Raw genomic sequence first — 13,633 nt, 5'->3', positions numbered from 1 at the left:
CCGATCTGTTTCCACTACGTTTCGGTTCCGGCAGTTTGGCAAACCGGTTGACCAATTTCAAGAGCCGGAACCGCCCCGATCGCCACCGCGTACCCGAGCGTGGAAAGCCGCCGACATCGCGTAGGTTGTGGGCATGCCCGCCCAATCCGACCAGATCACGGCAGCCCTCGCGGCGCTGCCGGGCAGCACGCCCGTCTCCGAAGTGGCCCGGCGCCTGCTCGACCTGTTCACCAGCGGATCGATCGCGCCCGGCACCCGGCTGCCCGCCGAACGCCAGCTCGCGACCACGCTGCAGGTCGGCCGTTCGGCGATCCGCGAGGCCCTTGCGGCGCTGGAGATCCTCGGTATCGTCGACGTACGGCCGGGCTCCGGGACGTACCTGCGGGGTACGGCCAGCGAGCTGCTGCCGCAGACCCTGCGCTGGGGTCTGCTGATCGGCGAGCGCAACACCACCGAGCTGCTCGAGCTCCGGGCCGGCCTGGAGGTCTACGTGGCCCGGCTGGCCGCCGGCCGCGCCTCCACCGCGTCCCTGACCAAGCTGCGCAAGCACCTGTCCCGGATGAACGACTCCATCGACGACCTCACGGTCTTCGCCCGCGCCGACCGCGACTTCCACCAGACCCTGGCCGAGACCGCCGGGAACGGCACCCTCATCGACCTGCTGCACACCGCCCGCTCGCTGCTGCGCGTCTACGCCGAACGCGCCGTCCACGACCGGGCCGCCGCCGCGACGGCTCTCGCCGAACACGAGGCCGTCCTGCTCGCGATCGAACGCGGCGACGAGGACGGCGCCGCCTCCGCCATGGCCGCCCACATGACCACCGCCTCGGCCCGCGTCTCCGCCAGCTGACCACCCCGCCACACCCGACACACAGCACACGCACCCGACACACGGCACGCGCACCGCCACACAGCACACGCACCCGGCACACAGCGCACGCACCCGGCGCGCGGCGCACCGCGCACGCACCCGGCGCACGGCACGCGCGCGCCTGCCCACTCCCGGCCGTCGCGCGCGCCGCCGTTCTGGCTGGTCCTCAGGGGTGTGTCAGGCCCGCCCAAACACCCCTGGGGACCAGCCGAACCGGGTTAGCGTTAGACGGGCGGGCTGCGGAGAGGGCACAGGACCAGGGGATGGGGCGACCACAGGCACGCGCGGCGAGCAACGGGGGCCGTGCCTGGATGATCCTGCTGGCGACCGCGATCCTGAGCTTCGGGGGCACCGCCCTCGCCGCGCTCTCCCTGCACGGCACCGAGCAGCGGCTGATCGATCGCGGACTGAACCGTCGCAGCGTGGTGATCACCGACGCGATCACCGACCGGATCGGCGAGTACACCACCGCGGCGGGCTACCTCGCCGCCGCGGTCGGCGCCCAGCGGACCCTGGAGGCCGGCGAGTTCCAGGCGATCACCGCGGTCGCCGCCACCGGCCGGCTGCCCGCGGCGGACCAGGTCGGCCTGGTCGCCGCCACCCCCACCGAGGGCGTCGCCGAGCTGCAGGAACACTGGCACGAGCTGGGCGCGACCACGCTGGCGTTGCAGCCGGAACCGGACGTGCCGGCGCACTACTTCGTCGTGCTCAACCGCGAACTCACGGAGACCGTCACCGGGTTCGGGGTCGGGGAGGACCTGGCCGGCTCGGCACCCATGACCACGGCGCTGAGCACCGCCACGCTCAGGACCGAGGTCGCGCTGGCCACCGTCGGCGAGCCGGACGGCATCCGGTTCGTGGTCGTCGCACCGATCTTCTCCCAGGTCGCCGGGCACAGTCTCACCGGCTGGGTGGTGATGCCGGTCCGCGGCGCCGACCTGCTGCGGCCCGCGATCGCCGGCACCGCCCAGGACGCGGTCTCGGCGACGCTCACCGCGCCGGGCGACAGCACACCAGCCGTCGCACCCGGCGACAGCACACCAGCCGTCGCACCCGGCGACGGCACACCGACCGTCGCCTGGCACACCGACCGGCCCACGATCAGCGACGCCGTACGGACCACCGCGGTGACCATCGGCGAGCAGGAGTGGGCCCTGACCGTCCGGCCCACCCGCGGCCTGCTCAGCCGTAACGAGGCCACCCTCGACACCGCCGCCTGGGTCATCGGCACGGTGATCACCGTGCTGCTGGTCGCGCTCGTCGCCTCGCTGCTGACCTCCCGGTCCCGGGCGCTGCAGCGCGTCGCCCACGCCACGGCCGCGCTGCACAGCGACATCACCCGGCGCAAGCAGGTCGAACAGCGGTTGCGCCGCCGGGAGGCCGAGCTGGTCGGGTTCGCCGGGATGATCGCCCACGACCTGCGCAGCCCGCTGGCGATCCTGGCCGGCAACGCCGATCTGCTCTTCGAGGAGTCCCGGGGGCTGCTACCCCCGGACGCGATGCTGTCGCTGGACCGGATCCGCGGCACCGCCACCCGGATGAGCACCCTGATCGACGAGCTTCTCGCGTACGCCACCGCGGACAACGTCGCACTCAAGACCGCCCCGGTAGACCTGAACGCACTGGTCAACGACCTGGTGGCCGAGTACCGGGGTAACCCTGCGTACGAGAAAGCGATCTTCGAACTTGATCTGCTGCCGACGATCGACGCGGATCCGCACCTGATCCGGCAGCTCTTCGACAACCTGCTCGGCAATGCCCTCAAGTACGCCCACGACGGGCGCACCCCGCACATCACCGTCGACGCCCGCCTCGAGGGTGATGTGTGGGCGCTGACCGTCGCGGACAACGGGATCGGCATCCCGCAGGGGCAGCACGCCGAGGTGTTCACCGCGTTCACCCGGGCCCGGGGCAGCGAGAACCGCCCCGGCACCGGGCTCGGCCTGGCCATCTGTCAGCGCATCGCGGAACGCCACGACGGCACCATCACCGCGAGCCCGAACACCGGCGTCGGCACCCGCTTCACCATCCTGCTGCCCACCGGCGCGGCCACCCCCGAACCGCCCTCCGAACCGCCGGCGGAGCCCTCCGCGGACGAGACGATCAACTGAGCGGCGGGGTGGCACCCATCGGGACCGGCGGGAAGCGGCGCAGCACCCACTGCTGCTGACCGAGGCTGATCAGGTTGTTGACCACCCAGTAGATGACCACGCCGATCGGGAAGAGGACACCGGAGATCAGCAGCGAGGCCGGGATGCCGTAGAGCATCACCCGCTGGATCATCTTCTGCTGCGGGTCCTCGGCCCAGCCGGTCTTGAGGATCATCTGGCGGCTGGTCAGGTACGTCGTCAGCATCATCGCCAGCACCAGGACACCGGCGATCAGCTTGACGGTGAGGTCGCCGCCCACGCCGAACTCGGCCAGCTCCTCGGTGCTCGAGCCGAACTTCGCCGACAGCGGCGCCCGGAACAGCGCGGCGTGCGCGGCGTCGTAGAACTGCTCGGCGGTCCAGCCGTACCGGGTGGTGCCCCGATTGTCCGGGCGCAGCCGGTTGAGCACGTGGAACAGCCCGAGGAAGACCGGGACCTGCACCAGCATCGGCAGGCAGCCCATCAGCGGGTTCGCCTTCTCGGTGCGGTAGAGCTCCATCATCTCCTTCTGCAGCTCCTGCGGGTTGTCCTTGTGCTTCTCCTGCAGCTCCTTCATCTTCGGCGCGAGGGCCTGCATCGCGCGCTGCGAGGTGATCTGCTTGACGAAGACCGGGAAGAGCAGCACCCGCAGCGTGACCACCAGGAAGACGATGGCCAGCACCCACGTCCAGTTGGTGCCCAGGACCAGGTCGTCGGGGACCCCGGCGGCGGCCCAGACGTCGCGCCAGGCCAGCAGGATCCACGAGATGGCGTAGTAGATCCAGTCGAGACTCACGATCACTCCCGTCGCACCGAATGTCCCGCACGATGCTACGGGGCACCGTCACCGGCCCTGCGACCGATGACCGCAGCGGTACCGTTATCAAGGCCGTGACCTGCGGATATACCCTAACCTGGAGGTATGACGGAGCCCGGCACGCCTCGCCAGCTGGAGCTTGTCGCCAACGGGTTCGAACTCGACGCCGCCGAAGCCCTCGCCGCCGTCACCGCGCGGGCCGCCGAGGCGCCGATCGCGATGATCCACATCCTGGACGAGGGGCAGCTGCGGCTGATCGGCGGCCGGGCCCTGCCGCCGGGCTGGAGCGTCCAGCAGCGGGTGCCCGCCGAGCAGACCCTCGCCGACGTCGTCCTCCGCGGGCCCGCACCGGTGGTCGTCGCCGACATCACCACCGATCCCCGGGTGCCCGCCGCGGCACCGGTCCGGGCGGCCGGCATCCGGTCCTACGCCGGATATGGGATCCGGGACCGGGACGGCCACGTCGTCGGGGTCTGCGCGGTGATGGACTACCACCCGCGGCAGTGGGCCCCCGAACACCTCGCCGGGGTCGAGGACGGCGCCCGGGCCTGCACCGCGTTCATCGCCCAGCGGGACGCCGCCACCGAGGCCGACGCGACCCGCCGGTTCCTCGACGCGTTGCTGGACGCCCTGCCCAGCGGGGTGATCGCGACGAACGCCGAGGCCCGGATCGTGTTCACCAACCGGGCGGCCCGCTGGATGTTCGGCGGACCGCCGGAGGGCGCCGAGCTGCGTACCTGGGCCGCGCAGACCCCGGTCTACGCCACCGGCGGCGAGTCGATCCCGGTGGAGAAGGGCCCGCTGATGCGGGCGCTGCGCGGCGAGCAGGTCCGTGACCTGGAGATGCGGACCGGCCGTCCGGGCGAGCGGTCCCGGCTGGTGCTCGGCGACGCACTGCCGATCACCGGGCACCGTGGGGAGAGGCTCGGCTCGGTACTCGCCGCCCAGGACGTCACCGATCTGCGCCGGGCCCAGCGGTTCCGGGCGTGCGACCTGGCCGTGGCGCGGGCGCTGAACGAGGCGCCGAGCTTCGAGGAGGCCGGCACCCGTACCCTCGCCGCGATCGTCGCCTGCCTGCACTGGCCACGCGGCGAGCTGTGGATGGTCGACGAGGAGGCCGGGGCGCTGCGGCCGGCCGCCTGGTTCCAGGACCCCGGCCACCCCACCCCGGTCTGGATGCCGGAACGCCGCGGACCCGGTGAGGGCCTGGTCGGGCGGGCCTGGCAGGACGGTGCGCCGATCTGGGTACGCGACACCGGCGCCGACCCGATGACCGCCCGGGCGGCGAACGCCGGGCTGCCCAGTGCGATGGCCGTACCCGTGCAGAGCGCCGGCCGGATCGAAGCGGTGCTGGGCTTCTTCGCCGACGTGGTCGAGGACCCGGAGGACGCGCTGATCGCCCTGTTGCAGGGGGTGGCCGCGCAGATCGGCGAGTACCTCGGCCGCCGCCGTGCCGAGCAGCTGCAACTGGCCCTGGCCCGCAGCACCGACGACTACGTGGCGCTCGTCGGGCACGAGCTGCGCACGCCGATGACCTCGGTGAACGCGTACACGGAGATGCTCCTGGACCCGCGCGGCACCGAGCTCGACGCGGACACCCGGCAGGGGCTGACCGTGATCCACCGCAACAGCCAGCGGGTGCTGCACATCATCGACGAGCTGCTCGACCTGGCCGCGCTGGAGCTGGGCCACGCCACCTTCGCCTGCGAACGCTGCGACCTGGCCGAACTGGCCCGGGAGGCGGCCGGCGCGCTGCACGAGACCGCGGTGTCGGCCGCGCTCACCCTCGACGTGCGGACGCCGGAGAGCTGCCCGGTCGAGGCCGATCCGCGCCGGTTGCGGCAGGTCATCGACATCCTGCTGGGCAACGCGATCGCGTACAGCCCGGACGGCGGCCGTATCGAGGTCCGGGTCGAGATCGCCGCCGGGGTGGCCGAGCTGACCGTGACCGACTCGGGCATCGGCATCCCGCCCGAGGAGCGCGAGCAGGTCTTCACCCGCTTCTTCCGCTCCAGCCGCGCCCGGGAGCACCGGATTCCGGGCGCCGGGCTCGCCCTGGCGGTCAGCCGGGCGATCGTCGGCCGCCATCAGGGCAGCATCCACCTGCTCCCGTCGGTCGATCCCGGCACGGCCATCCAGGTACGCCTCCCGGCCTCCTGCCCGGTCCCTCCCGCGTGAGCGTTCCGGCATTTTTCCCGTACGCCCGAAACGACACGAATTCTTCCGATCTCTGGAAGCATTCGAACCGTGGCGCATCCCCAGCCTCCCCCAGAAGACGAGCAGGCGACACCGCTTCCGCCGGCCGAGGAAAGACGCCGTGAGCAGCACTTCTGGGTCCGCGCGGCGCTGCTGGCGGCCCTCGGCGTCGTGGTGGTGGCACTGCTCGGCTCGGCGCTGCTGAGCATCTCGCACGCGCCGACCCCGCACCACGTGCCGATCGGCTACGTCGGCGACGACACCACGCTGGCCGCGCTGAAGAGCCAGGCCGGCACCGCGCTCACCGTCACCACGTACGACAGCCGCGACGACGCGGTCGCGGCGATCGGGAGCTTCGACGAGTACGGCGCCCTGATCGTCACCAGCACCGGCGTCGAACTGCTCAAGTCGACGGCCTCCTCCCCGCAGGTCGCGTCCACCCTGACCACGCTGGTGACCAAGGCGTTCACCAGCGTCACGCCGACGGTCACCGACGTCACGGCCCTGCCCAGCGGCGACTCGGCCGGCGGCGGCATCGGCATCATGCTGCAGGTGGTGGTCCTCGGCGGCACCATCGGGTCGATGGGCCTGGGCCAGCTGGTCCCCCGCTACCGGGCGAACTGGGCGCGCGGCGAGCTTCCGCTGCTGTTCCTGATCCTGTACGCCCTCTGCATCGGCTGCGGGGTGATGGGCCTGGCCCGCGGCTTCGGCGTCGGCGACCACGTGCACTGGGCCAAGCTGACCCTCTGCCTGGCCCTGATCAACCTGGCCTGCACCGCCTCGATCAGCGCCATGATCTCCATCATCGGCCAGGCCGGCGCGGCGATCGGCGGCATCCTCTACTTCCTGCTCGGCGCCCCGATCAGCGGCGCGTCGACGGCGCTGGTCCTGATGCCGGTCTTCTGGAAGGACTTCGGCCAGGCCCTGCCCCCGGGCGCCGGGGCGACGCTCCTGCGCCGGGTCCTGTATTTCCCGGAGGCGTCCCTGCAGCACCCGCTCTGGACGCTGGGCCTGTACGCGGGCATCGGCCTGCTGGTCCTGGGCGCGGTGAACCTGGCGGCCGGCGCCCACCGCCGCAACAGCCTCACCAACCTCCCCTGACCCCGCCACCCGTTCGCCCGCCCACATGTCCGCCCGCCCCGCCCACGCATGCACCCGCCCGCCCCCGCCCACGCATGCGCCCGCCTCGGCGCCGGGGGGGGCGTCAGGCGTCCACGATCCCGGCGGGAGGGGCGGCGCGGATCCACATAAGCGGTTCGAGTGCTGCCGCCGCCCACGGGTGGGCCACCACCGCACACAGACCGCGACCCTGGATCCCTACCGCCCCACATTCCGCTCCTCGTGCAGCACTACCGCCCTCCCAACCCCGACCGTGTCGCGCCGCAGCCCCTCCGCGAGTGACCGGAGACTCCCACCGCCCCGTGGCGCTCGATCGTCCTTTCGAGGGATTCACCGCGCCGGTGCAGCCATTTATCGGCGCCGAGTGGTGGAGAGAGGGGTGCCCGCCGTCGCTATAGGTTTTCGTGGTGACATCGATCGAAGAGAGCCCGGAGTCGCGTTTCTCCGTACTTCTGGTGGGCGCCGCGAAACTTCCGGGCGTACACATCAAAAGAAGTTCCTATCTCAAGAACGCGCTGTCCCGGTACTGCTCCGAGGAGGAGATCGGCCGGGCGATCGAGCAGAGCCCCGCGGCGGCGGGCATTCCGCTGGAGATCCTCGACAAGGCGGCGAACGATTCCATCAACTACGAGACGGCGAAGGTCAGCGCCATCTCCGCCGCCGCGGGGATCCCCGGTCTGGTGTTCATGCCGGCGACCGTTCCCGCGGATTTCGCCCAGTACTTCGGGCACATGCTCCGGATCGCACAGAAGCTCGCCTACCTCTACAGCTGGCCGGACCTGTTCGACAACGACGGCGACGACATCGACGACGCGACCAAGAACATGCTCACCCTCTTCCTGGGCGTCATGCTCGGCGCCCAGTGGGCGAACGCGGGCGTGAGCACCGTCGCCGGCCTGCTCGCCGAGCAGGCCCTCAAGAAGCTGCCGCGGCAGGCGCTCACGAAGGGTGCCGTCTATCCACTGGTCAAGAAGGTGGCGGGATACCTCGGCAAAGAGATGACGAAGCAGATCTTCGCGCGAGGGGTCTCCAAGGCCATCCCGGTCATCGGCGCCGTCATAGCGGGCGGTTTCACCCTCGCCACCTACTATCCGATGGCCAGGAGATTGAAGAGCCACCTCGCGAGCCTGGAGATGACGAAGCCGGGCCCCCGGATCGTCGACGCGGACGTCATCGACTGAATCCCGGATAGCGCGGCGCCGCGGGTGTCATGCTGACGACCGTGCTGGTCGAGACGCTGCTGGACGCGCCGCTTCACGTGCACTACGGGTTCTTCGCCCTGGAGACGGGGGACGCCTCGACGGCGGACCCCGACCGCGCGTTCCGGGGCCACCTCAACGGGCTATGCGGGTCCGCCCTGCCCGGCCTGCTGCAGATGCGCTCCGGACTGCACACCGGCACCATCCACGTACGCGCCGAGCTGCATACCGACGAGCCCCCGCTCGGCGACCGATGGCCGGACGTGGTCGAGACGCTCTTCGCCCAGCCGGAGGGCGACACGTGGCTGACCGCGTTCGACGACTCCGCGGGCCCGGTCGACCTGCCCATCGGGATCTACCGGGCCCGGTTCTGCGGGCGGGACATCCAGCGCGGGCACGATCTCGGCACCGAGGTGAGCGACGAGCCCGTCGACCATTACCTGCTGCAGTTCTGGCCGGCCACCGGACTCGACCGGGTGGTCCGGCAGGGCAGCGAGGTGGCCGCGTACCGGCACCGGCCGACGCCGCCCTGGACCGGAGACGAACTCGCGGAACGCGTCGTGGCGGTGCGCACCGAACGCGATGACCGGGACGTCATCGATCCCGATGACCCGAACGTCGTCACGTGGGCCTGGCACGGCGAGACACGCCTCGAGATCGATCCGATGGCCGTCGCGGCCCTGGCCGAGGCGGACGACGAGGACCGCCGGGCCGTGGTCGCCTGGGCCGTCGAACGCCGGCTCGACCGGGCCGGGCTGCTCCACCACGCCTGGGCGCCCCGCGCGATCGAGGCGTTGCGAGCCGGCACCGAACCGCCCGACCGTTTCGAGGTCACCCGGCACCTGCCGCCGATGCCGGTCGCCCCGGGCGTCGACGACCACATCGCCGATCAGCATCTCGCCGTCGAGGCGATGTTCAACGCCGCCGTCGATCCCGCCGCACTCGCCACTGCCTGCGAGGTCGTGTGGACCGCGGTCACCCGCGACGGCGACCCGGCCGGCGCACTGACCCGGCTCCGGGCGTCCTTCCCGAACGTCTTCGAACCCTGACCGTCAAAATTTCGCGCTGAGAAAACTTGCGCAGTGGGCAACCTGGTCTGATACTTGCCTGTGGCAACCACAGATATCGACCAGGAGACATCGCCATGGACGGCGTCGCGCCCGAGATAGGCATGCGCCTGCAGGACCTGCAGCGGACGTATCGGCTACTGAAACAGCGGCGGGCGGTGGACCGGCCGGCGATCCCGATGGGACTGCTCGGACTGCTGTCCGACATCGACCGGCTTCCCACCGGCTGTCACGCGCGGGATCTCGCCGGACGGGTCGGGCTCGATCAGTCCACCATCAGCCGGGCGGTCGCCAACCTGGTCACCCACGGGCTGGTCGCCCGCCAGGCCGATCCCCGCGACGGCCGCGCCAGCTGCCTAGTCCTCACCGAGGCCGGGCGCGCCGCCCTCAGCGACTCCCTTCGATGGTACGGCGACGTGCTCACCCACACGCTCGACGGCTGGACGCCCGAGGAGATCGCCACGTTCAGCGCCGGGCTCGACCGCTTCACGGCCGCCCTCGACCGCACCCTCACCACCCCAAGAACCCCGGAGGCCGCCCTATGAGCAGCACCACCGACGCCGGCACGGCACACCGGCGAACACTCGAAGCCCTCAGCGGCCTGCTCCTGGTCCTCTTCGTCGCCATGCTCAGCAGCACGGTGGTCTCCACCGCGCTCCCGAAGATCATCGGCGCACTGAACGGCTCGCAGACCCAGTACACCTGGGTGGTCACCGCCACCCTGCTGACCGCCACGGCCACCACCCCGATCTGGGGCAAGCTCGCCGACCTGTTCAACAAGAAGCTGCTCATCCAGCTGTCCATCGTGATCTTCGTGATCGGCTCCATCGTGGCCGGTTTCGCCCAGAACGCCGGTGAGCTGATCGCCGCCCGCGCGTTCCAGGGCATCGGCGTCGGCGGCCTGCAGGCACTCGTCCAGGTGGCGATCGCCGCGATGATCCCGCCCCGCGAGCGCGGCCGGTACAACGGCTACCTCGGCGGCGTGATGGCCCTCGCCACCGTCGGCGGCCCGCTGCTCGGCGGCCTGATCGTGGACACCAGCTGGCTCGGCTGGCGCTGGTGCTTCTTCGTCGGCGTCCCCGTCGCGATCATCGCGCTCGCCCTGCTCCAGGCCACCCTCAAGCTCCCCACCGTGCGCCGCGACAACGTGAAGATCGACTACCTGGGCGCCGTCCTGATCGCCGCCGGTGTCAGCCTCCTGCTGGTCTGGATCTCCTTCGTGGACGACTCGTTCGCCTGGCTCTCCTGGCAGACGTACGCCATGGTCGGCGGCACCATCGCCCTGCTCGCCCTCGCCGTCCTGGTCGAGTCGCGGGCCGCCGAGCCGATCGTCCCGCTCCCGATCATCCGGGAACGCAACACCGCCCTCTCCATCCTGGCCAGCCTCGCCGTCGGCATGGCCATGTTCGGCGGCGCCGTCTTCCTCGGCCAGTACTTCCAGGTCGGCCGCGGCTACTCCCCCACCGAGGCGGGCCTGCTCACCATCCCGATGATGGCCGGCGTCCTGCTCACCTCGATCATCTCCGGCCGCATGATCACCAAGACCGGCCAGATCAAGCCCTACATCATCGCCGGCGCGGTCGTCCTGGTCATCGGTTTCGGAGTGCTCTCCACCATCGATCATCAAACCGCTCTCTGGTACGTCGGTCTCGGCATGTTCCTCGTCGGCAGCGGCGTGGGAATGTCGATGCAGAACCTCGTCCTCGCCGTCCAGAACACCGTCGCCCTGAAGGACATCGGCGCCGCGAGCTCCACGGTCGCCTTCTTCCGCTCCCTCGGCGGCACCATCGGCGTCTCGGTCCTCGGCGCCGTCCTCGCCCGGCGGGTCACCGACCAGATCACCCACGACCTGACCGCGATGGGCGTCCCGTCCACCGGCAGCAGCGGCGGCAGCACCCTGAACCTGGCCGCCCTCCCCGACCCGATCGTGCACATCATCCGCGCCGCCTACGGCGACGCCACCGGCCACATCTTCCTGATCTCCGCCATCATCGGCGTGATCGGCGTCCTGGCCGCCGCTTTCCTGCGCCCGGTCACCCTGCGCGACAGCCTGGACCTCCCCGCCGAGGTCAAGGCCGCCGCGGTCGCCGCCGACGCCATCGACGGCGCCCCACCGATCGACCAGGTCACCCTCTCCCCCGCCGAACCCGAACTCTCCAAGCCCGAATCCTCCGGGACCGAGCTCTCCGGGACCGAATCCTCCGGGACCGAATCCTCCGGGACCGAACTCTCCGGGGCCGAGGGCGGGACCGCTACCCGCCGTTGACCTCACGCTGCCGGCGCGGGATCAGCTCCGCACCGGCGGGCCGGGCCCCGCAACGCCGCCACACGATGCGGGCCCGGCCCCACCCCTCACTCCCGCTCCGGCGCGCCACATCAGCCGACACGACCGGCGCCCCGGAGCGGGCCTCGATTCGGGCCACCCGCGGTTCGTGGGTGGCCCGTTCCGTGCCGGGTTCTGGCTGGTGCTCCGGGGTGTCTCGGCCCTCGTGACAGACCCCTGAGCACCAGCCAGAACCCGGCACCGCCGCACTTCCGTGCCCACGGCCCACGCCCGCGCCCCGGTCTGTCGCGCTCGTCGTCGTGCGCCGCCCGGCACGTCGCCTTGAGCATCCTAGGAGGATAGGAAACGAGAGCCGGGAACTGATCGCGCCTCTCGAACGACTTGTCGGGGACAGGACCGACATCGATCGAGGAGCACTGCCCTGACTACCGTCAGCGACATCACCATGGAGAGGACCACGCCGGGGGTCTGGAGTGTGCTGCGGCCGTTGCTGCTGCGGCTGCACTTCTACGCGGGCGTGCTGATCGGGCCGTTTCTGCTGGTGGCAGCGGTCAGCGGAGCGATCTACGCGATCAGTCCGCAGGTGGAGAGGGTGGTCTACGCCGACCTGCTCGAGCCACGCTCCGGCGCCGCGAACCCGGTTCCGCTCGCACAGCAGGTAGCGGCCGCCGCGCGCGTGACGACCGTGCCGAACCTGGTCGCGGTGCGCCCCGCGCCGGAGAACGGGACGACGCGGGTCATATTCGACGACGGGTCGATGGCGGAGTCGTACCGGCACGCGGTCTTCGTGGACCCGGGCAGCGGCGACGTCCTCGGGCAGGCGACCGTTTACGGCACGTCCGGCGCGCTGCCGCTGCGGTCCTGGATCGATGAACTGCACCGGTCACTGCACCTCGGCGACGTCGGCCGGTACTACAGCGAGCTGGCCGCCTCCTGGCTGTGGGTGGTCGCCCTCGGTGGCGTGGCCCTGTGGGTGGCCCGGGCCCGAGCCCGGCGATCGGTCCGCGTCGCGCTTCTCCCCCTCTCCGGTACGCGCGGCCGCGCTCGCACCCGCACCTGGCACGGCGTCCTCGGCCTCTGGACGGCCGCCGGTTTCCTGGCGCTCTCCGCGACGGGTCTGACCTGGTCACAGCTGGCCGGCGAGAACGTGACCGCGCTGCGCTCCGCACTGAACTGGTCCACGCCGTCGGTCTCCACCGACGCCACCGCCGCCGCGGAAGAAGCCGCCTCCACAGGGCACGCCGGGCACGGCGGTGGAGCGGTGGCCACAACCGGTCAAGTGGACGTCAGCACCATCGACGGCGTGCTGGCCGCGGCCCGGACCGCGCGGGTCGATTCCGATCAGGTGGAGATCGGGCTGCCCGTCGGCGCCGGTAAGACCTGGACGGTGACCGAGATTCATCGTGCGTACCCGACCTCGGTGGACGCCGCCGCGGTGAACCCGGTGACCCTGGAGGTGACCGACGTGGTCCGGTTCGCCGACTACCCGTTCATGGCGAAGCTGGCCCGCTGGGGCGTCGACCTGCACATGGGCACGATGTTCGGCCTGGCCAACCAGATCGCGCTGGCCGTGCTCGCCCTCGTCCTGGCCGCGATGGTCGTGCTGGGCTACCGGATGTGGTGGCAGCGCCGCCCGACCCGGGGCCGCGGGTTCGCCGGCCGGGCACCCGCGCGGGGCACCTGGCGGGAACTGCCACCGTGGCTGATCGCCGTGGGGATCCCCGTCGTCTTCGGAATCGGCTGGTTCCTGCCGCTGCTCGGCTTCTCCCTGCTGGCCTTCCTCGCCGTCGACTTCACCATCGGCGAACTCCGGGCCCGGGTCGCCCCGGCCGGCTGACCGGACCGCCGTCGCCGCACACGTCCCGGGCGTTGAGGTCGAGCCGGACCAGCTCGTCGCGGACCTCGAGGACCCGGCAGACGATCAGCCCGCACTGGTCGAGCAGCGCGCGAC

At 71.4% G+C, this 13,633-nt stretch carries 10 protein-coding genes; 9 read left to right on the top strand and 1 reads right to left on the bottom strand.

Annotated features, from left to right (window positions below; translation table 11 throughout):
• Positions 1-133 precede the first annotated feature (133 nt).
• Both AB0M08_RS32095 and AB0M08_RS32090 read left to right on the top strand, forming a co-directional pair.
• A complete protein-coding gene (locus tag AB0M08_RS32095; protein WP_364501391.1) occupies positions 134-850 on the top strand; it encodes an FCD domain-containing protein in 717 nt (238 codons plus the stop codon).
• Positions 851-1,134: 284 nt separating this feature from the next.
• The gene (locus AB0M08_RS32090) at positions 1,135-2,982 is read left to right on the top strand and encodes a HAMP domain-containing sensor histidine kinase (RefSeq protein ID WP_364501388.1); all 1,848 of its coding nucleotides are present in this window, start codon (positions 1,135-1,137) and stop codon (positions 2,980-2,982) included.
• Here the strand turns inward: AB0M08_RS32090 and yidC are convergent.
• Positions 2,975-3,796: a membrane protein insertase YidC gene (gene yidC / locus AB0M08_RS32085; protein WP_364501385.1), complete on the bottom strand. Its 822-nt coding sequence runs from the start codon at positions 3,794-3,796 to the stop codon at positions 2,975-2,977. The two genes, AB0M08_RS32090 and yidC, sit on opposite strands and share 8 nt — an antisense overlap.
• Positions 3,797-3,922: 126 nt before the next feature.
• On the opposite strand from yidC, the gene AB0M08_RS32080 reads away from it, so the two are divergent.
• The 7 genes from AB0M08_RS32080 (at position 3,923) to AB0M08_RS32050 (ending at position 13,519) form a co-directional block, all read left to right on the top strand.
• Complete coding sequence (locus AB0M08_RS32080) at positions 3,923-5,995, top strand: ATP-binding protein (protein WP_364501383.1); 2,073 nt, start codon at positions 3,923-3,925, stop codon at positions 5,993-5,995.
• Between the two features lie 69 nt (positions 5,996-6,064).
• Complete coding sequence (locus AB0M08_RS32075) at positions 6,065-7,114, top strand: ABC transporter permease (RefSeq protein ID WP_364501380.1); 1,050 nt, start codon at positions 6,065-6,067, stop codon at positions 7,112-7,114.
• A 425-nt stretch (positions 7,115-7,539) separates the two neighbouring features.
• Complete coding sequence (locus AB0M08_RS32070; protein ID WP_364501377.1) at positions 7,540-8,313, top strand: hypothetical protein; 774 nt, start codon at positions 7,540-7,542, stop codon at positions 8,311-8,313.
• Positions 8,314-8,342: 29 nt separating this feature from the next.
• Complete coding sequence (locus tag AB0M08_RS32065; RefSeq protein WP_364501375.1) at positions 8,343-9,380, top strand: hypothetical protein; 1,038 nt, start codon at positions 8,343-8,345, stop codon at positions 9,378-9,380.
• 95 nt (positions 9,381-9,475) lie between these two features.
• On the top strand, positions 9,476-9,943 hold the full coding sequence (locus AB0M08_RS32060; protein ID WP_364501372.1) for a MarR family winged helix-turn-helix transcriptional regulator: 468 nt from the start codon (positions 9,476-9,478) through the stop codon (positions 9,941-9,943).
• A complete protein-coding gene (locus tag AB0M08_RS32055) occupies positions 9,940-11,664 on the top strand; it encodes an MDR family MFS transporter (RefSeq protein ID WP_364501369.1) in 1,725 nt (574 codons plus the stop codon). The genes AB0M08_RS32060 and AB0M08_RS32055 overlap by 4 nt, the downstream gene beginning before the upstream one ends.
• Before the next feature lie 463 nt (positions 11,665-12,127).
• The gene (locus AB0M08_RS32050) at positions 12,128-13,519 is read left to right on the top strand and encodes a PepSY-associated TM helix domain-containing protein (protein WP_364501367.1); all 1,392 of its coding nucleotides are present in this window, start codon (positions 12,128-12,130) and stop codon (positions 13,517-13,519) included.
• Positions 13,520-13,633 lie beyond the last annotated feature (114 nt).

This window comes from Actinoplanes sp. NPDC051851 (assembly GCF_040681165.1).
In the GTDB taxonomy this organism is placed as follows: Bacteria; Actinomycetota; Actinomycetes; order Mycobacteriales; family Micromonosporaceae; genus Actinoplanes.
The sequence above is the reverse complement of the archived record's forward strand: the minus strand, read 5'-3'. Positions and strand labels throughout refer to the sequence as shown.

Excerpts from the sequence above, each read along its gene's own strand:
- AB0M08_RS32090 (WP_364501388.1), top strand. The coding sequence starts at position 1,135 with ATGGGGCGACCACAGGCACGCGCGGCGAGCAACGGGGGCCGTGCCTGG.
- AB0M08_RS32080 (WP_364501383.1), top strand. The coding sequence starts at position 3,923 with ATGACGGAGCCCGGCACGCCTCGCCAGCTGGAGCTTGTCGCCAACGGG.
- AB0M08_RS32065 (WP_364501375.1), top strand. The coding sequence starts at position 8,343 with ATGCTGACGACCGTGCTGGTCGAGACGCTGCTGGACGCGCCGCTTCAC.
- AB0M08_RS32055 (WP_364501369.1), top strand. The coding sequence starts at position 9,940 with ATGAGCAGCACCACCGACGCCGGCACGGCACACCGGCGAACACTCGAA.
- AB0M08_RS32050 (WP_364501367.1), top strand. The coding sequence starts at position 12,128 with ATGGAGAGGACCACGCCGGGGGTCTGGAGTGTGCTGCGGCCGTTGCTG.
- AB0M08_RS32095 (WP_364501391.1), top strand. The coding sequence starts at position 134 with ATGCCCGCCCAATCCGACCAGATCACGGCAGCCCTCGCGGCGCTGCCG.
- AB0M08_RS32060 (WP_364501372.1), top strand. The coding sequence starts at position 9,476 with ATGGACGGCGTCGCGCCCGAGATAGGCATGCGCCTGCAGGACCTGCAG.